Annotated in this window: 20 protein-coding genes; 19 read left to right on the forward strand and 1 reads right to left on the reverse strand. The window is 69.9% G+C overall.

Features of this window, described 5'->3' with window-relative positions; translation table 11 throughout:
• The first annotated feature begins 16 nt into the window (after positions 1-16).
• The 14 genes from WC326_06990 (at position 17) to WC326_07055 (ending at position 13,868) form a co-directional block, all read left to right on the forward strand.
• The gene (locus WC326_06990; protein ID MFA7330802.1) at positions 17-799 is read left to right on the forward strand and encodes a hypothetical protein; all 783 of its coding nucleotides are present in this window, start codon (positions 17-19) and stop codon (positions 797-799) included.
• The gene (locus WC326_06995) at positions 796-1,173 is read left to right on the forward strand and encodes a hypothetical protein (protein ID MFA7330803.1); all 378 of its coding nucleotides are present in this window, start codon (positions 796-798) and stop codon (positions 1,171-1,173) included. Before WC326_06990 ends, WC326_06995 begins: the two co-directional genes overlap by 4 nt.
• Before the next feature lie 60 nt (positions 1,174-1,233).
• On the forward strand, positions 1,234-1,995 hold the full coding sequence (locus tag WC326_07000) for a FliA/WhiG family RNA polymerase sigma factor (GenBank protein MFA7330804.1): 762 nt from the start codon (positions 1,234-1,236) through the stop codon (positions 1,993-1,995).
• A gap of 1 nt (position 1,996) precedes the next feature.
• On the forward strand, positions 1,997-2,320 hold the full coding sequence (locus WC326_07005) for a hypothetical protein (GenBank protein MFA7330805.1): 324 nt from the start codon (positions 1,997-1,999) through the stop codon (positions 2,318-2,320).
• The gene (locus WC326_07010; protein MFA7330806.1) at positions 2,320-3,228 is read left to right on the forward strand and encodes an HDOD domain-containing protein; all 909 of its coding nucleotides are present in this window, start codon (positions 2,320-2,322) and stop codon (positions 3,226-3,228) included. Before WC326_07005 ends, WC326_07010 begins: the two co-directional genes overlap by 1 nt.
• The gene (locus tag WC326_07015; GenBank protein MFA7330807.1) at positions 3,225-4,463 is read left to right on the forward strand and encodes a PAS domain-containing protein; all 1,239 of its coding nucleotides are present in this window, start codon (positions 3,225-3,227) and stop codon (positions 4,461-4,463) included. Before WC326_07010 ends, WC326_07015 begins: the two co-directional genes overlap by 4 nt.
• A complete protein-coding gene (locus WC326_07020) occupies positions 4,460-5,932 on the forward strand; it encodes a tetratricopeptide repeat protein (GenBank protein ID MFA7330808.1) in 1,473 nt (490 codons plus the stop codon). Before WC326_07015 ends, WC326_07020 begins: the two co-directional genes overlap by 4 nt.
• Complete coding sequence (locus tag WC326_07025) at positions 5,925-6,818, forward strand: GAF domain-containing protein (GenBank protein ID MFA7330809.1); 894 nt, start codon at positions 5,925-5,927, stop codon at positions 6,816-6,818. Before WC326_07020 ends, WC326_07025 begins: the two co-directional genes overlap by 8 nt.
• Before the next feature lie 126 nt (positions 6,819-6,944).
• On the forward strand, positions 6,945-8,456 hold the full coding sequence (locus WC326_07030; protein ID MFA7330810.1) for a lamin tail domain-containing protein: 1,512 nt from the start codon (positions 6,945-6,947) through the stop codon (positions 8,454-8,456).
• Positions 8,457-8,576: 120 nt separating this feature from the next.
• The gene (locus WC326_07035) at positions 8,577-9,155 is read left to right on the forward strand and encodes a sigma-70 family RNA polymerase sigma factor (protein ID MFA7330811.1); all 579 of its coding nucleotides are present in this window, start codon (positions 8,577-8,579) and stop codon (positions 9,153-9,155) included.
• Complete coding sequence (locus tag WC326_07040) at positions 9,152-10,030, forward strand: HEAT repeat domain-containing protein (GenBank protein ID MFA7330812.1); 879 nt, start codon at positions 9,152-9,154, stop codon at positions 10,028-10,030. Before WC326_07035 ends, WC326_07040 begins: the two co-directional genes overlap by 4 nt.
• A gap of 8 nt (positions 10,031-10,038) precedes the next feature.
• The gene (locus WC326_07045; protein ID MFA7330813.1) at positions 10,039-11,622 is read left to right on the forward strand and encodes a hypothetical protein; all 1,584 of its coding nucleotides are present in this window, start codon (positions 10,039-10,041) and stop codon (positions 11,620-11,622) included.
• 17 nt (positions 11,623-11,639) lie between these two features.
• On the forward strand, positions 11,640-12,518 hold the full coding sequence (locus WC326_07050; protein MFA7330814.1) for a hypothetical protein: 879 nt from the start codon (positions 11,640-11,642) through the stop codon (positions 12,516-12,518).
• Positions 12,519-12,608: 90 nt separating this feature from the next.
• A complete protein-coding gene (locus WC326_07055) occupies positions 12,609-13,868 on the forward strand; it encodes a permease (GenBank protein ID MFA7330815.1) in 1,260 nt (419 codons plus the stop codon).
• Here the strand turns inward: WC326_07055 and WC326_07060 are convergent.
• Positions 13,855-14,025, reverse strand: a complete 171-nt coding sequence (locus WC326_07060) for a hypothetical protein (protein MFA7330816.1) — start codon at positions 14,023-14,025, stop codon at positions 13,855-13,857. The two genes, WC326_07055 and WC326_07060, sit on opposite strands and share 14 nt — an antisense overlap.
• A 180-nt stretch (positions 14,026-14,205) precedes the next feature.
• Between WC326_07060 and WC326_07065 the strand changes: the two genes are divergently transcribed.
• The 5 genes from WC326_07065 to WC326_07085 are packed head-to-tail and all read left to right on the forward strand — an operon-like array spanning position 14,206 to position 17,899.
• Entirely contained in the window at positions 14,206-14,985 is a 780-nt protein-coding gene (locus tag WC326_07065) for a segregation/condensation protein A (protein MFA7330817.1), read from the forward strand.
• Positions 14,982-15,785 carry an SMC-Scp complex subunit ScpB gene (gene scpB / locus WC326_07070; GenBank protein MFA7330818.1) on the forward strand — a complete coding sequence of 268 codons (804 nt, stop codon included), beginning with the start codon at positions 14,982-14,984 and terminating at the stop codon, positions 15,783-15,785. The genes WC326_07065 and scpB overlap by 4 nt, the downstream gene beginning before the upstream one ends.
• Positions 15,776-16,582, forward strand: a complete 807-nt coding sequence (locus tag WC326_07075) for a pseudouridine synthase (GenBank protein ID MFA7330819.1) — start codon at positions 15,776-15,778, stop codon at positions 16,580-16,582. The genes scpB and WC326_07075 overlap by 10 nt, the downstream gene beginning before the upstream one ends.
• Positions 16,575-17,243, forward strand: coding sequence for a (d)CMP kinase (cmk, locus tag WC326_07080; protein ID MFA7330820.1), 669 nt, complete (start codon positions 16,575-16,577; stop codon positions 17,241-17,243). Before WC326_07075 ends, cmk begins: the two co-directional genes overlap by 8 nt.
• Positions 17,243-17,899 carry a lysophospholipid acyltransferase family protein gene (locus tag WC326_07085; GenBank protein ID MFA7330821.1) on the forward strand — a complete coding sequence of 219 codons (657 nt, stop codon included), beginning with the start codon at positions 17,243-17,245 and terminating at the stop codon, positions 17,897-17,899. The genes cmk and WC326_07085 overlap by 1 nt, the downstream gene beginning before the upstream one ends.
• Positions 17,900-17,911: the final 12 nt, after the last annotated feature.

The following is a 17,911-nucleotide window of genomic DNA, read 5'->3' on the forward strand; positions in this document are numbered from 1 at the left end:
CAGGAGCGGAGCCGGCATGGGCATGGGGCGCATTCTGTTGCTGGCGGGACTGCCGGCGGGCCTGGGGGCCAGCACCGTGGCCCTGGCCCTGGCGGACGCCCTCTGCGGGCTGGAGCGCAGCGTCGTGCTGGTGGCCAGCCTGGCGGGGCTGGGCAATCCGCCCCTGAGTCCGCTGCCCGCCCAGGCGCTGGGGTCGGCCTGGCTGCTGCCCCAGGAGAGCGGGCCGGACTTCCTGCCCCTGGAGCTCTGCGACGAGCGCGAGTTGCCCGGCCTGCTGCCCCTGCTGGCGCGCGAGGCGGACTTCATCCTGGTGGACCGCTTCACGGGCCTGCACGTCAAGGGCAATCCCTGGTACCGCGCGGCGGACGAAGTGGTGCTGCTGGTGGACGGCCGGCCGGGCCTGGACACACGCAGCCTGCTGCTGGCGGGCCACGTCCTGCGGCACTGGCCCGGGCGGCCCCTGCACGTTCTGCACACCCGGATGGGCGGACCCTTCAACTGGCAGACCCAGGCCCAGCGCTTCCTGCGCCGGCTGGAGCGCCACCACGGCCTGCCCGCGCGGGATCTGGGCTGCCTGCCCGAGGCCGCAGAGATCCAGCGCTCCCACGAGGAGGGCCGGCCCTTCACGCGGATGTATCCCAACCACCCGGGCTCCCGTCAGCTGCGCCAGACGGCCCGCCAGTTGCTGCGCCTGGCCGATCTGGGCCTGCCGCGGTCTCCCGTCCGCGAACCGGACTGGCAACGTGATCCAAACACGCCGCGCGAGGTGGGATTGCAGCGCGTGGAGGTCCGCCCATGAGCCAGGGCAAGTCGGCCAAAGGCACGGCGGGAGACCAGATCTTCACCAAGGTGAGCGTGCTGGTCTTCCTGGGTGTGTTCCTGATGGGACTGGGCGCCGAGCTGCCGCTTTGGACGGCTGTCTACCGCGCCTTCTTCGTCTGGCTGGTGGTCAGCCTGCTGGGCGGCGCCGTCCGGGTGGGCTGGAAGTACCACCTTTATCAGCAGCGCGAGCACGACCTGCACGCCAACCTCAACCGGGCCAAGGAGCAGGAGGAACGCCTGCTGCAGGAGCGCCGGATCAAGCGCGAGCAGGCGGCCGAGCAGATGAACGATCTGCTGGAAGTGGTGGACGGCGATCATCGCGTCCGCGGCGATTCGGAGACGACCAAGTAGCGCGGGCTCACCCCGTGAAGGCCGGATCCCCGCCGGATCCGATTGCGAAGGAATACCAGGATGGGCGTGCAGGCCGATCAGCTGTGGGACGCGTTTCGCCAGGACCCGAGCCCCAAGGCCAAGGAGGCCCTGCTGGTGGCCTACCTGCCGGTGGTGAAGCAGGTGGCCAGCCGCATGAAGATGTCCCTGCCCCACTCCGTCCACCTGGACGACCTGGTGGGTTCGGGGATCATGGGGCTCATCAACTCGGTGGAGAATTTCAACCCCGAGCTGGGCTTCAAATTCGAGACCTACGCCATCCCGCGCATCCGCGGCGCCATCCTGGACGGATTGCGCGACTTCGACTGGGTGCCGCGCTCCATCCGCTCCAAGGAGAAGCTGCTGGAGAGCACCATCACGGCGCTGGAGAACGAGCTGGGCCGGATCCCCACCGACGAGGAGATCTCCGGCCGGCTGGACTTGACGCTCAGCGAGTATCACAAGCTGGTGGACGACGTGAACGCCACCACGCTGCTCTCCTTCGACCGGCCGCTGGGCAACGACGGCGACTCCAGCAGCAGCCTCTACGACCTGGTGGCGGACGCGGGCAACGACAACCCGCTGGACATGATGGAGCGCAAGGAGATCCGCAACCTGCTGGTGGAGCTGATCAACCGCCTGCCCGAGCAGGACAAGCTGGTCATCGCGCTCTACTACTACGAGGAACTGACGCTCAAGGAGATCGGCAAGGTGCTGGACATCTCGGAGAGCCGGGTCTCGCAGATCCACACCAAGATCATCCTCAGCATGAAGACGCACATCAAACGACTGATCAGCATGTAAGATGAACCTGATCCGCGGACCCGAGCCGGAGCGGCGCGTCTCACCCATCGACAGCGGGCCCCGCACCCGCGTCCGGGCCGGTCTGCGGCGGGATCAGCCCCGGGATTGGCTGGAGGAGTCCGGCGAGCACGAGGGCGGGGAGGACTTCCCGCGCGAGCTGGCCCGCCAGGTGGAGGAAGGTCCGGCCGCGTCCGGGCCGCACGCGCAGGAGGACGAGGCCCCGGCCCGGCTGCCGGAGGACCGGGTGGAGATTCATGGTCTGGCGGCGCAGGCCCCGCCGGACGAGGCGCCCCCCGCGGGGCACAGGCTGGATGTGAAAGTCTGATGTCGGTTCACGCCAACAGCACCCGCATCCGGCGGATCGCCCAGGGGATCCACGACCTGCCCACTCTGCCCACGGTGGTGGCCAAGATCATCGAACTGGTGGACAACCCGCGCACCAACGCCGCCACCCTGGCCCGCTTGATCTCCTCCGACCCCGGCCTGACCGCCCGCATGCTCAAGATGGCCAACAGCGCCTACTACGGCTTCCCCAAGCGCATCGGCACCATCAACCTGGCCATCGTCGTGCTGGGCTTCAACACCGTCCGCGACCTGGCCGTCTCCGCCAGCCTGGTGGAGCGCGTCAGCCTGAACTACGAAGGCAACGACCTGCTGGGCGACTTCTGGGAGCACAGCGTCTCCACGGCCGTGGCCGCGCGCATGCTCCAGCGCCTGAGCCCGAGCCGCTCCGCCGGCGAGGCCTTCGTGGCCGGCCTGCTGCACGACATCGGCCGGCTGGTGGTGGCGCGCTACCTGCCCGACGAGTTCATCAAGGTGCAGGGGCTGGTGGAGCAGGGCGAGCAGGGCATCTGGCAGATCGAGCACGAGGTGCTGGGGATGGGCCACGCCGAGATCGGCGGCCTGCTCTGCCGGCACTGGAACTTGCCCGAGGCGCTCTGCGAGGCGATCACCTGGCACCACGCCCCGCTCTTCCAGGAAGAGCGCGATCCGCTGACCTGCATCCTGCACGTGGCCGAGTACATGGCCCTGCGCAGCAGCCGCAACCCGCACATGGAGGGCCGCCTGCGCCCCATCGAGGGCGGGGTGTCCGACGTGCTGGGCCTGCGCCGCAACGCGCGCGGCGAGCCGGATCTGGTCTGGTACCTGGAACGCTTCCAGGCCGAGTTGCAGCGGGCCGAGGCCTTTCGCGACCTGGTCCTGGGCCGCCAGCCGCAGGAGTCCACCCCATGACGCCCGCTCCCGACAGCCTGCCCGCCGGCGATCTGGCGGAGGACTTCCGCCGGATGGAGGAGAAGGCGCGCCAGCTGCGCGCCAGCCTGGACGAACTGCGCGAGATCCAGGCCCTGGCGCGGATCATCCGCAGCACCAGCGCGCCCGAGGAGATCCTCCAGGGGCTGGAGAGCATCCTGGGCCACGTGCTGCCCGGGCCGGAGCTGGGGCTCTTTCTGCTGGAGGGCGAGGACCTGCTGCCCGTGGGCGATCCCAGCTTGGGCGTGCGCGACACGCTCTACGCCCTGCAGGAGGACGGCGTGACCGCCTGGGTGCTGCAGGAGCAGCGCCCGATCTCCGTGCCGCGCCTGGACGACGCCACCACGGAGCAGAGTGACCTGCTGGTGCCCCTGATCGTGATGAGCCAGGGCATCGGCGTGCTGCTGATCCGCTCGCTGCAGCTGGAGGAGGAGCTGACCAACCAGCAGCTCGACCTGGTCTCCTTCGCCGCCGGCCAGGCGGCCATGGCGCTGGAGAACGCGCGGCTGGTGGCCCACCTGGAGGACAGCCGGCGCCAGCTGCAGGACATGATCGACAGCGCGGGGGACCTGATCCTGCTGGTGGACGACGAGGGCCGCATCACCTACGCCAACGCCCAGACCCACTGGCTGGGGGAATCCCGCGAACGCCTGGTGGGCCGCTGCCTGCCGGAGTTCGTGCTGGACGACGAGCAGCGCGGACGGCTGGAAGAAGCGATCCGGCGCCGCGAGCGCGGCCTGCTGGAGCTGGATCTGCTCAACCCGGCGCTGGAGATGGAGCCGGCGGCGGCGCAGCTCTCGCTGAGCCCGCTGGCGCCCACCCACCCCAGCGAGGCCACCTGCCTGATCATCCTGCGCGACCTGACCGAGCGGCGGCGCCTGGAGGAGAAGGCCCGGGAGGCGGAGACCCTGAAGGCCGTGATGCTGGCCGCGGTCACCGTCAACCACGAGATCAACAATCCCCTCACGGCCATCGTGGGCAACCTGTTCCTCCTGCGCCGGGAGTTGGGCGAGTCGGCCAACCCCCAGCTGCTGCAGCGCATCGACCTGGCCGAGCGCAGCGCGCGCCAGATCGAGGAGGTGGCCCACCGCCTGGAGCAGGTCAGCGAAGTCCGCCGCGTGCGCTACCTGGGCGAGACGGACATGCTGGACCTGAGCGCCGGAGCGCAGGGGGAGGAGGCCGGAGCGGCCGCCGAAGAAGAGGAAGAGCGCGCATGACCAAGCTCCTGATCCCGCTGGTGGCCCTGCTGCTGCTGCCCGCCCACGCGGCCTGGCTCGAGGGCATCCGCTGGTTCCGCCACGACGCCTTCGTGCGCGTGGTCTTCGACCTCTCCGCGCCCGCCGAGTACCGCGTCTCCGAGCGGCTCTCCGAGGGCTACGTAGATGTGATCCTCCAGGGCGACCTGACCCGGCGCATGGCCGAGGAGATCGCCATCGACGAAGGCGGCGTGCTGAGCGCGCGCCAGCTGCGCAAGACCTCCACCTCGCTGACCTGGCGCATCCAGGTCCAGAACATGGCCCGCGTGAAGCACATGTCCGTGGACGAGCAGCCCTACAAGGTGGCGCTCGACTTCTACCCGGCGGGCGCCGCGGCCAAGCCCAAGGCCGCCGTGGGCAAGCCGGCCGCGCCACCGGCGGCCAAGGCTGAACACGTCTCCGCCCCGCCGGCTGTTGGGAAGGCGGCGGCCAAGTCCGCAGCCAAGCCCGCGGTCAAGCCCGCGGCGAAACCGGCCGCGCCGCCCGCGGCCGCCCACGGCAAGACCGCCGCTCCGCCCAAGCCGGCGGAGGTCAAGCCGGGCGCGCTGGCGGGCGGGACGGGCGAGAGCCGGCTCGAGGGCCTGAAGGCCGACGAGCGGCGCCGGGTCCTGGTGGGCGAACTGCTGCTCCAGCTGGGGGACAGCGCGGGCGCCATGGCCTATCTGGAGCAGGTGGCCAGCCAGGCCCCGTCCCACGCCTGGACACGCTTCCTGTTGGCCCAGGCCTACTTGAGCAAGGGCGACCAATACCGGGCCGAGCGCCTGTTGGAGCCGCTGGCCGGCCAGCCGGAGTGGAAATCCCTGCTGGAGTCCGTCCAGGCGCGCCTGCACCCGCCGGACGCCAAGGGCGTGGTGCCCGGCGGCGACATCTCCGAAGAGGACCTGGCCTACTTCATCGGCGTGCTCCGGCACGGGGCCGGTCTCAGCACGAAGGATCTTTACGCCAAGGCCGAAGCCGCCCCGGGCACGGGCGGCCGGTCGGCCTTCTCGCTGGCCGTGGCCGGCTCGCTGGGGCTCTGCGCCGGCCTGTTGGCTTTCCTGGTGCTGGAGTGGCGCCGCCGGCGCCGGCAGCAGGAACTGGACCGCGTGCGGATCCTGAGCGAGGACTCGCCCCGCCGAGCCGGTGGTGGGTTCGCCATTCAGGAGGAGCGCGATTACAGCGAGGTGGCCCGGCGGGTCCGCGAGGAGCTGGACCAGGTGCTGCACAAGGACCACGGCGAGTCGCCGGAGGAGGAGCCCTTCGCCTTCCCGGCCAGCGGCGAGTCGGGCGGCCGCACTTCGGGCCGGGTCTCGCTGGAGGAGCAGGTCTATGACTTGGCGGATCAGAAGAAATCCATCGTGGAGATCGCCGAGGAGCTGAACCTGGGGGTGGACGAAGTGCGTCTGCACCTGGAGCTGCGCGAGCAGGCTGGACGGATCAGCAATGCCTGAACCCCTGGAGCGGCGCGGTCCCGGCCCGGCCGGGGAGGGTCTCGAGGTGCTGCTCGAGATGTCATCGCTGCTGCAGGACTCGCTCTCAGGCACCGATTCGCTGGCCCCCCTGTTCCAGTTGCTGCGCCGGGTGGTTCCCTACGAGAGCGCCACGCTCTACCAGGTGGACGCGCCGGGCGGACGGCTGGTCTGCCGCGACCGCGTGGGCGAGAACGCCATCGACCTGATCGACGTGGTGCGCTTCGACATGGGCTTCGGCCTCTCCGCCTGGATCGCCAAACAGCGCAAGCCCGTGGTGATCCCCAACCTGCGCCGGCGCACGGGCCACGAGCAGCACGACCTGCGCTCCTTCATCGGCCTGCCGCTGGTGGTGGGCGAGCGGTTGGTGGGCGTGCTGAATTTCGGCCATTCGCGACCGGACGCCTTCCTGGACGTGGAGGCGGACCTGCTGCAGATCCTGGGCAACCAGATCGCCCTCCTGCTGCACAACCTGGACCTGGTGGCCCGCCAGCAGGCCAGCAACCAGGAACTGAGCGAGCGCAACGCCCGGTTGCGCGAGATGCAAGCCCGGCTGGTGGAGAGCGAGCGCATCAAGGCCGTGGCGGATCTGGTGGCCGCCATGAACCACGAGATCAACAACCCCCTGACGATCATCTCGGGCCAGGCCGAGTTGCTGGCCCTCCAGCTGGGGGACCAGGATCCCCAGGTCTCGGCCAAGCTGGCGATCATCCTGCAGCAGGTGCGGCGGCTGGGACGCGTCCTCAGCCTGCTGGCCACGGTGCGCCGCCACGCCACCACGGAGTATCCCGGCGGCCTGAGCATGCTGGACCTGGAAGCCGTCCAGCCCGCTGACGAGCGTCTGCCGCTGGACACCTTGCCCTCCTGAAAGATCGGGGCCGGCCCGTTGTCCCGCACGCCGGACAGGTGCCAACGAAATCGGCCGAATCCCGCCCTTTCCCGCATCCCAATAGCCTCCCGGCTCGTTTGGCGCCTTCCATGACGGGGAGGAACCATGCGACATCTGGCTTGGCTGCTGGGGCTCCTGGCCGCCGCTCCGGCCCGGGCGCTCTGCCTGAACGAAGTGCTGGCCAATCCGGCCGGTTCGGAGTACGAGGACGAGTTCATCGAGCTGTGGCAGGACGACAGCCTGGCCGTGGACCTGACGGGCTGGCGCGTCGGGGACGGCACGGCCAGCGACGAGTTGCGGCCCTGGGCGGGCGGCTCCCTGCTGCTGGCGCCGGGCGCGCTGGCCTTGATCCTCGATTCCGGCCACCAGGGCGCCTATCTGGGCGAGTTGCCACCGGGCACGCTGCTGCTGGGCGTGCCGGACGGCGCGCTGGGCTCGGGGGGCCTCTCCAATTCCAGCCCGGAGGAACTCCAGCTGCTGGACGCGGCGGGCTCCCTCGTGGACCGGGTCTGGACCCGGCCCGAACTGCCCGAGGGCCGCAGCCTGGAGCGGCGGGAGTCCGGCCGGGACTGCCCGGACTGCTGGCACGAATCCCGCATGGACGGGGGCACGCCCGGCCGGCCCAACAGCGTGCGCCGGCGCGACGACGAACTGCAGATCCGCGCTCTGGACGCCGCCGGCCTGGACCTGGAGGCCAGCGGCCGGTTGGGCTTCCACGGCCGGCTGGACATCCGGGCCGGGGTGGCGCCCTGTCTCGACAGCCTGGAGCTGCCGCTGGAGCTGGAAGCGGGCGCCGTCCGGCGCATTCCGTGGCCGAACCTGCCGCTGCCCGGACAGAACCCGCTGCGGCTGGAGGCCCGGCCCGGGACGGACGAGGTCCAGCTGCTGCTGGACACGCTGGGTTGGCGCACGCCCGCGCCGGGCGAGCTGTTCATCGAAGCCCTGCAGCCCGGCGGGACGGACTGGCTGCAGTTGCGCTCCGGCGGGTGTCCTTGTCGACTGGACGGGCTGCGCCTGACGGGACGCTCCTTCGCCCTGACCCTGAGCGGCGAACTGCCCGCCGGCGGACGCCTGTTGCTGGGCGCGCAGCCGCCCGTCTGTCCGGATCCGCCGGTGGACGGACGCTCCCTCAGTTTGGGGCTGGCGGCGGGAGTGGAGTTGACGGGACCGGCGGGACAGCCGCTGGACGGCGCGGCTTGGCCGCCACCCGGGGCGGAGGCCTGGCCCTGGCGCCGGCTGGATCCCGCCCGCGCCGGCGACGACCCGGGCAACTGGCGCGCCGCCCCGGGCCTGCAGCCCGGCTGCACACCGGCGGACTGGCCCGCGCCGCCCCAGGCACCGGCGGACTGGTGGGTCTCGAGCGCCCGGCTCTGCCCGGGGGACGGGCCGGAGGGCTGTTGGGTGGTCGAAGCCGGCCCGCGGATTCCCGCTGCCTGGACCTGCGAGATCTGGACCTTGGAGGGCCGGCTGCGGGCCCGCTTCCCGGTCCGGGCGACCCGGCTGGTCTGGGATGGCCGCGACGAAGCTGGCCGGGTGCTGGAAACCGGACTCTACCTGGTCCGTCTGTCCGGCGGCGGGCGCGAGCAGCTGCACGCGCTGGCCCTCCACCGACCTTGAACCACCGGCGTCGGTCTCTGCCAAGGCGAAATCCAAGGCCAGCCCCCATCGCCGCCCGGCCCAGTTGGCCCCGGCCCCCGATTTCCTCATCTTGGGCCAACGGAAGGAGAACCAGCCGGCGTGGATGAACAGGAACTGATCCGACGGGCCCAGGCGGGAGACCAGCAGGCGTTCGAAGGTTTGATGCGCCTGTACCAGCGGCGGGTCATGGGCCTGATCCGCTCCTTCGTGCGCAACGCGGATGACGCCCAGGACGTGTTCCAGGACGTGTTCTTGCGGGTCTGGCTGGGACTGGCCCGCTTCCGGCTGGAATCCAGCTTCTACACTTGGTTGTACCGTATCACGGTCAACCGCTGCCTGACCTGGCACGACCAGCGCGGTCGCCGGGAAAACCTGCACGCCACTCCCCTGGAAAGCATGGACGACGACGAGGACTGGCTGGAGCGCACCATCCATCTCCAGGGCGTGCGCGAGGAATCAGACTGGCCCCTGGGCAAGGCCGAGCTGTTGCGAAAAATCTGGCACGCCGTTGAAACCTTGAACCCAAAACAGCGACTGATCTTCTGCCTTCGCTACCAGCACGGGTTGCAGGTGAAGGAGATTTCAGAAGTCTTCGATATGCCGGATGGAACGGTGAAAATTCTCGCGTTCCGGGCCATCCGCCAGATCCGAGCCAAGCTCAAGGACCAGTTGGAATGAACCGCACCACGCCTCCGGCGGAGCAGGACTGGATCGACCACCTCGACGGCAGGCTGGAAGGGCCGCGGCGACTGGCGTTCGAGGCCTGGCTGGCAGAACATCCGGAAGACGCTCGGGAGCTGGAAGACCTGCGCTCGCTGGATGCCGACCTGGTTCTCATACCGCTGCCCGAGCTCTCGGAGGCCGAACTCGATCAGGCCCGGGCGCGCGTGCTGGCGGCCCTGCCGGGCCGTGCCCCGGCTGCGGTGGTGGCCCCGGCGCCCAGCCTGTTGGTGCGCCTGAGCCGGCTGGCCTGGCTGCCCGCGGCGGCGGCGGCCCTGGTCATCGGCGTGGTGTTGGGGCGCGGTCCGCTCCAGGCACCGGGCGAGCCGCTCAGTTCGGCCCTGATCGACGGCCGCAACGACGAGTTGCGCACCGTGGACGGCGCGCCGGTGACCGATGGGGGCTCCCCCCTCCAGCGCCAGTTGGACATCCAGGATCTGGATGTGGACCGCAACCAAAGCGTGCGGATCCGCCTGAAGGAGACCAACTCCTACGAGATCAACGGTCGCACCACGGACCTCGAAGTGCAAAACACCTTGAGCTACATCGTGCGCAACGACCGGGATCCCAAGCGGCGCCAGACCGCCATCCAGCTCTTGGAGACGCACTGCCAGGGCGAGGACGTCTGTCAGGTCCTGGTGTACGCCATGACTCAGGATCCCGTCGCCGACGTGCGCCGCGAGGCGGCCCTGGCGCTCAAGGACGATCAACAGAACACCATGGTGCGGCAGTCCTATATCAAAATGTTGGTGGAAGATCCGTCTCCCGCGCTGCGTCAGCTGGCCCAGGGCATCCTGGCCCAGGGCGGCGGCCCGGAGGTCGTGGGACGCTAGGAGGGGTTATGAGCGATTGGAAAGGCCGCGTCTGGCTGGGCACCCTGCTGTCCCTGGTACCGGCCTGCCAGGCCGCCCAGAGTCACTTTCTGAAGGACGTGCAGGTGCAGGCGGGCGACACGCTGGCGGGCGACCTGTCCATCTACCGAGGCAACCTGACGGTGCAGGGCGTGGTGGACGGCAACGTCGTGGTCATGCTGGGGGACTGCCGGCTGGAGCCGGGGGCGCAGATCACCGGGAATCTGGCGGTGGTGCAGGGCCAGCTGAGCCTGGACAACCCCGAGCAGGTGAGCGGGCGGATCTCCCAGCGGGATTTCCTCAAGGCCGCCCAGGCGGAATCCTCCAGTCCCTTCGAAATGGAAGGCCAACCGCTGGAAGGCGAGTCGGACGAAGAGGCCGGGGATTGGGACGACGACTCCGGCGCCGAGGCCAGCCGACCCCGCCACGTCTGGGAGTCCGAGGACGACACGGACCTCTTCCTCTCGTTCAACCGGGTGGCCGGCCTGCAATTGGGCCTGCAACTGGCCTCGGGGCGCAGCCCGCTGCTGCCCAATAAATTCGCCGACCTGACGGGCTACGCCGCCTGGGCCTTCGGTTCCAAGCGGCCGGAGTGGCGGGTGAAACTGCGGCGCAAGTTGCTGGACAGCCCCAACCTCTACCTGGCCGCGGGGGCCCATCGCCTGACGGACACCCAGGACGGCTGGATGCTGAGCAGCATGGAGAATTCCCTGGCGGGCTGGCTCCTGCAGCTGGACTACCGGGACTATTACGACAACCGCGGCTACACGGGGGAACTGGGCGCCTTCCTGTTCGACGGTCTGCTGCACGCCAACGCGGGCTTCTTCCGCGAGAGCTACGAGCCCATGGACGTGGGGACCCAGTGGTCCTGGTCGCGGGCCGACCGGGTCTACCGGCCCAACCTGTATTCGGCGGGCTTGGGCTACATGGGCAGCGACAACCAGGGTCTGCGCGGCGGGCTGGATCTTTGTCTCTGGCGCGAAGCCGAACAGCTGGAGAACGAGGCCTGGCAGAAGGGCGCGGGCTTGACCGTGACCTATGAGAAGGGCCTGGACGGCAACGGCTACGACTGGAGTTACGAGCGCATGCTGGGCAACCTGCGCTTCGCCCTGCCCCTCAGCCGGCAGAAGTTCGAACATCTAAGCGGCCGGCTTTTGGTGGGTTCGCTGAGCGGGCACGCCCCCGAGCAATACCAGTTCCGGCTGGGTGGCCCCGACGCCCTGCCTGGCTTTCGCAGCAAGTCCATCGACGGACTGGGCGCGGACGACCACCAGGACCGAGTCAGCCTGGATCTGGCGGGCGGCGGCCAGGCCATGGTGCTCTTCAGCCTGGAGAACCGCTTCTCGGGCGAAGCCCTGGACTTCTGGCCCCTCTCCTCGCTGGACCTGCTGCTGATGGCCGACGTGGGGCAGATCGCCCCGGGTCTGGACGAGCTCGACAACGACGAGTACCGCTCCGACGTGGGCATCGGCGTCTCGGACGAGGACGACGACTTCCGCCTGGCCATGTTCCGCGCCACCGACTCGGGCGCCGCGGACTGGCGCCTGCTTTTCCGCATTCAGCGACGCTTCTAGGCAAAAGGAGGCCGGCAATGGGACACATCTGGATTCCCGGACTGGTGCTGGCGGCCTGCCTGGCCCTGAGCCCGGCCCATGCCGAACAGAAACGACTGGTCAAGGACATCGCCGCCGACGGGGCCAAGCGCCTGGTGCTGGATCTGCAGGTGGGGGCGGCGGAGCTCAACCTGACCAGCCACAAGGGTCCGCCCCTGGTGCGCATGAACATCCTCTACACGGCGCCCGACGCGCCCAAGATCAACTTCTCGCGCTCGGGCGGGGACGGCAACCTGAGCGTCCGCTCCAACAACGAGGACGGCAACGGGTTCTCCATCCTGGGCAAGCAGAAGAACCAGGCGGTGAAGAACAACTGGTCCATCAGCCTGTCGCGCGATCTGCCCTGCGTCATCCACGTGGAGTTCGGACTGGGGTCCGGCAGCGCGGATTTCGGCGGGCTGAACATCGAGGAGCTGAAGTTCGCCACGGGCCTGAGCGACGTGGAGCTGGACTTTTCCACACCCTGCGCGGGCCAGGCCCGGGTGGTGGAGCTGGTCACCGGCCTGGGTTCTATGGAGGTCCGGGGCCTGTCCAACCTCAAGATGGGCAGCATGAAGTTCGCCGGCGGGCTGGGCTCGGCCGTGCTGGAGTTCGGCGGGACCTACCGCCAGTACGTGGACGTCAGCCTGGACGTGGGCATGGGCAGTCTGGACCTGCGCATTCCCGAGAACATGGGCGTGAAGATCCGCCACGACGACAATTTCCTCTCCAGCCACGAGTTCGACCGCCTGCAACGCACCAGCAACAACACCTGGTACAGCAAGAACTGGCGCGAGGGACCGGGCAACCTCTCCTTCCAGATGTCCGTGGGAATGGGCAGCGTGGATCTGGAGTGGATCAAGAAACCGGGCAAGTGAGCGATTCCGGAGGGGCCCCGCGGGGCCCCTTTTCCGTTCTCCATCCAAGTTTGGTTTGCCAAAGTCTGAGTGGATCCTGACCTTGGCCTCATGCTGAACCTCTTCCTGGAATCCCTGGGCGGCCTGATCCTCGAAATCGGTCCGCTGATGATCTTCGGACTGGCCGTGGCCGGCCTGTTGCACCTGCTGGTGACCGAGGAGATGGTCCTGCGCCAGCTGGGCCGGCCGGGTTGGCGCTCGGTGCTGCGCGCCACGTCCTTCGCCATTCCCCTCCCGCTCTGCTCCTGTTCGGTGGTACCGGTGGCGGCCTCCCTGCGCCGCAAAGGGGCCAGCAGCGGCTCCACGGTCAGCTTCCTCATCGCCGCCCCGCAGATCGGCGCCGACTCCTTCCTGCTCACCCAGGGCCTGCTGGGCCCCTTTTTCGCCGGCTATCGCCTGCTGACCTCCCTGGTGACGGCCCTAACGGCCGGGCTGATCCTGGACTGGAGCCGGCTGGAACTGGCGCCCCTGCCGGCGGCGGCGGCGCAGGCCGCGATTCAGCGCCAAGCCTGGTGGCGGGAGTTCCTCCACCATGTGCAGGAACTGGTGGGCAGCCTGGCCGACAACCTGCTGGTGGGCCTCGGGCTCGCCACCCTGATCCTGGTCCTGCTGCCGGACGGGTGGCTGGGCTCCGTGGACGGATTCAGTCCCTGGGTCTCCATGCTAGTCATGCTGGCGGTGGGCCTGCCCCTCTACGTTTGCGCCACGGCCTCCACGCCCATCGCCGCGGCCCTGGTGCTCAAGGGCCTGCATCCCGGAGCGGCGCTGGTCTTCCTGCTGGCCGGGCCCGCCACCAACATGGTCACCATGGTCATGCTCAAGGGCAGCCTGGGCTGGCGCGTCTTGCTGATCTACCTGGTCACCATCGCCGGCTTCGCACTGGGGGCGGGCTGGCTGTTGGGGATCGTCCAGCCGGACCTGGCCGCGGGGCTGTCCCACGTCCACCAGCACGGGGATCCGACGACCTGGTACCAGTGGGCGGGGGCCGGGCTGCTGGGCCTCCTGCTGGCCCGGCACTATCTGGCCCGCTGGCGGCGGCGACGGGGAGCCTCCGCGGTGGCGCCAGTGCAAACGGAGACGGAGCTGGATTTGAGCGTGCACGGCATGACCTGCGAGCACTGCGCGGGCCGGGTGGAGAAGGCCGTGCTGGCCACCGGCTTGGTGGACATCCTGCAGCTGGACGTGGGCCAGGGTCGGCTGCGGGTCCGGCTGCGCGCAGGCACGCCCGGCGAGGTGCGGGCGCGGCTGGCGGCCGTGCTGGCCGAAGCGGGCTACGAGATTCCGGCCGCGGAACCGGCTACAGGCAGCTGAGCACCAGGCTCCAGGCCACGCCCACCACCAACAGGGTTTGCACCGTGGCCACGGCCAGGTGGCGCGGTCCCAGCACTTCCTCCAGCTCGGGTCCATCCACATCCAGCTGCCGGCGCGGATCGCCGCTGCGCACGGGGACTTTCAGCAAGTACAGCATGGGTCACCTCCGGCTGTGTGGATTGCCAGCGCCGTGCCAGATTTTGCTGAGCAGAAATCAGAACTCTCAAGCCAGACATGACTTGAAAAGCGAACCCCTGGGGCCGAGGGGATCCTTCACATGCGCCTGCATGGTGGATATGAGCCACGAACAGCGGGCGGGCAATGTTAGGTTGGCGCCATGGCATTGGCCGCCACCATTCAGCCGGGCATGCGCGTTCGTCTGCAGGATTTTGAGGGTCCCCTCGATCTCCTGCTCTTTCTCGTCAGCGAAAACGAGCTGGACATCTGGGACATTCCCATCGTCTCGATCACGCGCCAGTACCAGGAGTGGATGAACGAGATCGGCGAGGTGGACCTGGACACCGCCGGGGACTATATCCTGATGTCGGCCACACTGCTGAGCATCAAGGCCCGCCTGCTGCTGCCCCAGGAGCCCAGCCCGGCGGGCGAGGTGGAGGATCCGCGCCGGGATCTGGCCCTGCGCCTGCTGGACTACCAGCGGCTGCGCGAACTCAGCCAGTCGCTGGCGGAGCTGGAGGAGGAGGGCCGCGAGCTCTGGCCCCGGCGCTTCGTCCACTGGGGCGACGTGGAACCTGGCACGCGGGACGACAGCCTGCGCAGCGTCAGCCTGTTCGACCTGGCGCGCTGCTACGCCGAACTGGTGGCCCGGCCCCAGCGTCCGCGGCACCACGAGGTGGAGCTGTTTCCTTTCACCGTGGAGGATCAGGTGCGCCGGATCCGCGACCAGTTGGGACGCCACAGCCTGCTGCCGCTCTCGAAACTGCACGAGGAGCCGATGGATCGACCCTTGAACGTGATCAGCCTGCTGGCCGTGCTGGACATGATGCGCCGGCAGGAGCTGTCCGCGCGCCAGACCGGCGGCGGCGGCGAGATCTGGCTCTTCGATCCCCAGCGCGCGACGGATTGGCTGGGCCAACTGCGGGATCTGGCCGAATGAGCGGGCTGGATCCCCTGGCGCCGCCGCAGGAGACGGACCACCCCGTCCTGTTTCCGGACGGGGAGGGACTGGAGGAGGCCGGCCTGCCGGAATCCGCCGGTCCGGAAACGGCCGAGGCCGTGCTTGAGGACGGTCGCGACCTGCTGGAAGTGCTGATCTTCGCCGCCGAGGAGGCCCTGGACACGCCGCGTCTGGCCGCGCTGCTGGAACTCCCGGAAGCCCGGGTCCTCGAGTTGGTGGAGGCCTTGAACGAGGACTACCGGCGCCAGGGGCGCTCCTTCGAACTGCGCCGGCTGGCCGGCGGCTGGCAGTTGGTGGCCGGCCGCCGCTACGCGCCGCTGCTGCGCCGCCTGCTCAAGGAGACCGTCCGGCCGCGGCTCAGCCGGGCCGCGCTGGAGACCCTGGCCGTGGTGGCCTTCCGCCAGCCGGTGACCAAGGGCGAGATCGAGGCTGTGCGCGGCGTCAAGGCCGACGCGGTGATCCGCACCCTGCTGGAGCGCAACCTGGTGCTGATCGGCGGGCGCAGCGAGGGCGTCGGCCGCCCGCTGTTGTACCGCACGACCCGGGGCTTCCTGGAGGCCTTCGGCTTGGCCAGCCTGCAGGAGCTGCCCCGCTTGAAGGAAATCCAGGCCTGGCTCAAGGGGCCCCGAGACCGCAGCGCCGACGAGCTGCCGCCGCTGTGGCTGCAGCCCCTGACTCCGCCGGGGACGCCTGCCGCCGATCCCGCCGTGGCCCAGGATCCCCCCCCCGCGGAGCCCGCTCCGCCGTGGCCCAGCCCTGAGGATTCCCCATGCGACTGAATCGATTTCTGGCCGAAGGCGGCCTCTGCAGCCGGCGCAAGGCCGACGAACTGATCCGCTCCGGCCAGGTCAAGCTGAACGGCGAAGCCGTGCAGGAACTGGGCGTGCAGGTGGATCCCGAGACTGATCTGGTGCAGGTGAGCGGCCGCGCCATCCATCCCCCCAGCCGGCGCGTGGTGCTGCTGCTCAACAAGCCCAAGGGCGTGCTCTGCACCGTCACGGACACCCACGGCCGCCGCACGGTGATGGATCTGGTGGAGCTGGACCTGCGCGTGGTGCCCGTGGGCCGGCTGGACGCCGACTCCACCGGCGCCCTGCTGCTGACCAACGACGGAGAGCTGATGAACAGCCTGCTCCATCCGTCCAGCCACGTGCCCAAGGAATACATCGTGCTCACTGACCGCGAGTTGACCCCCGAGGAAATCGTCAAGCTGGCCGGCGGCATCCGGATGGACGGCAGCCGCACCAAACCCTGCGAGATCGAGCGCATCGGCCGGACGGGCAGCCGCCCGCGCTACCGGATGGTGCTGACCGAGGGCCGCAACCGGCAGATCCGGCGCATGCTGGACAGCATCGGCGCCCACGTGGAGCGCCTGCACCGGCGCAGCCTGGCCGGCCTGAGCGTCGAGGATCTGGAACCCGGCCAGTGGCGCGTGCTGCTGGGCAAGGAAGTGGACCGGCTGCGCAAGGCCGTGCGGCTGGCCGCCGAAGCCAACGCGGGGGACGCCCCCCGGCCGGCGGCCAAACCCGCCCCCACCCGGACGCGCAAACCCGGCGCAGGCCCGCGCCGTGCCTGAGCGCTACCAGATCGCCATCGACGGACCGGCGGCCTCGGGCAAGAGCACCACGGCCCGGCGGGTGGCCGGCGAGCTGGGAATCCAATACCTGGACACGGGCGCCATGTACCGGGCCCTAACCCTGGACGTGCTGCGGCGCGGCCGCTCGCCCAAGGACGAGGCCGGCGTGCTGGCTTGTCTGGCACAACTGGAGCTGGACTGGCGGGCCGGCACGGTTTGGCTGGCCGGCCAGGACGTGGGCGAGGCGATCCGCGACAACCAGGTCAGCGTGAGCATGGGCCCGGTCTGCGCCCTGCCCGAGGTGCGGGCCTGGATGGTGGACCTGCAGCGCCGGCTGGGCAGCCGCGAGAGCACGGTGCTGGACGGGCGCGACATCGGCACGGTGGTCTTTCCCGCCGCGCGCTTCAAGTTCTTCCTGGTGGCCGATCTGACGGAACGGGCCCGCCGGCGTCAGCGCGAGCTGGCCGGGCGCGGGCTGACGGTTCCGCTGGAGGAGCTGACGGCCGAGCTGGAGCGCCGGGACGCCAGCGACGCCGCGCGGAGCACGGGCCCGCTGCGCCGGGCCCCGGACGCCGAGTTGCTGGACACCACGCTCCTCAGCCTGGAGGAGCAGACCGGGCGGATCTTGGAACGCGTGCGGCGGGAGTTGGGGAGGAGCTAGTGCGCGCGTCGTATCGCTTCGTGGCCTGGGTGCTGCGCCAGGTCTTCCGGCTGGGCTACCGCCTGGAGGTGAGCGGCCTGGAACGGATCCCGCGCCAGGGCAGCCTGATCCTGGCCTCCAACCACCAATCCAATCTGGACCCGCCGCTGATCGGCTGCTTCTTTCCGCGCGAGATCAGTTTCGTGGCCAAGAAGCAGCTCTTCGAGAATCCCTGGCTGGCCCGGCTGATGCGCCACTTCAACGCGCTGCCGCTGGACCGCAGCGGCGTGGACCTGCGGGCCCTGCGGGAGATCCGCGCCCGGCTGGGGCAGGGGCACGACCTGCTGGTCTTTCCCGAGGGCACGCGCAGCCGCGACGGCCGGCTGGGCCAACCGCGGGCCGGCCTGGGGCTGATCATCTCCGCGGCGGAGGTGGACGTGCTGCCCGTCTTGATCCTGGGCAGCCGCAGCTCGCCCGGCCTGCCCGGCTTCCGACCGGTGATCCGGCTGGAGTTCGGCGCCCCCATCCCGCGTGCCGCGCTGCCCCTGGCCGGGGACCCCGGCGAGCTCGAAGGCCGCGGCCGCTCCTCGCGCGCCGAGGCGTTGACCCGCGTGGTCTTTCAGCGCATCGAGGCCATGTACGCCAGCGCCAACCCGCCCGACAAGCCGAATCCCTGAGCCGCGGATTGC

This window comes from Candidatus Delongbacteria bacterium (assembly GCA_041675285.1).
Taxonomy (GTDB): domain Bacteria; phylum CAIWAD01; class CAIWAD01; order CAIWAD01; family CAIWAD01; genus CAIWAD01.

Coding starts and splice junctions, on each gene's coding strand:
- WC326_06990 (MFA7330802.1), top strand. CDS start 17: ATGGGCATGGGGCGCATTCTGTTGCTGGCGGGACTGCCGGCGGGCCTG.
- WC326_06995 (MFA7330803.1), top strand. CDS start 796: ATGAGCCAGGGCAAGTCGGCCAAAGGCACGGCGGGAGACCAGATCTTC.
- WC326_07000 (MFA7330804.1), top strand. CDS start 1,234: ATGGGCGTGCAGGCCGATCAGCTGTGGGACGCGTTTCGCCAGGACCCG.
- WC326_07005 (MFA7330805.1), top strand. CDS start 1,997: ATGAACCTGATCCGCGGACCCGAGCCGGAGCGGCGCGTCTCACCCATC.
- WC326_07010 (MFA7330806.1), top strand. CDS start 2,320: ATGTCGGTTCACGCCAACAGCACCCGCATCCGGCGGATCGCCCAGGGG.
- WC326_07015 (MFA7330807.1), top strand. CDS start 3,225: ATGACGCCCGCTCCCGACAGCCTGCCCGCCGGCGATCTGGCGGAGGAC.
- WC326_07020 (MFA7330808.1), top strand. CDS start 4,460: ATGACCAAGCTCCTGATCCCGCTGGTGGCCCTGCTGCTGCTGCCCGCC.
- WC326_07025 (MFA7330809.1), top strand. CDS start 5,925: ATGCCTGAACCCCTGGAGCGGCGCGGTCCCGGCCCGGCCGGGGAGGGT.
- WC326_07030 (MFA7330810.1), top strand. CDS start 6,945: ATGCGACATCTGGCTTGGCTGCTGGGGCTCCTGGCCGCCGCTCCGGCC.
- WC326_07040 (MFA7330812.1), top strand. CDS start 9,152: ATGAACCGCACCACGCCTCCGGCGGAGCAGGACTGGATCGACCACCTC.
- WC326_07045 (MFA7330813.1), top strand. CDS start 10,039: ATGAGCGATTGGAAAGGCCGCGTCTGGCTGGGCACCCTGCTGTCCCTG.
- WC326_07050 (MFA7330814.1), top strand. CDS start 11,640: ATGGGACACATCTGGATTCCCGGACTGGTGCTGGCGGCCTGCCTGGCC.
- WC326_07055 (MFA7330815.1), top strand. CDS start 12,609: ATGCTGAACCTCTTCCTGGAATCCCTGGGCGGCCTGATCCTCGAAATC.
- WC326_07060 (MFA7330816.1), bottom strand. CDS start 14,025: ATGCTGTACTTGCTGAAAGTCCCCGTGCGCAGCGGCGATCCGCGCCGG.
- WC326_07065 (MFA7330817.1), top strand. CDS start 14,206: ATGGCATTGGCCGCCACCATTCAGCCGGGCATGCGCGTTCGTCTGCAG.
- scpB (MFA7330818.1), top strand. CDS start 14,982: ATGAGCGGGCTGGATCCCCTGGCGCCGCCGCAGGAGACGGACCACCCC.
- WC326_07075 (MFA7330819.1), top strand. CDS start 15,776: ATGCGACTGAATCGATTTCTGGCCGAAGGCGGCCTCTGCAGCCGGCGC.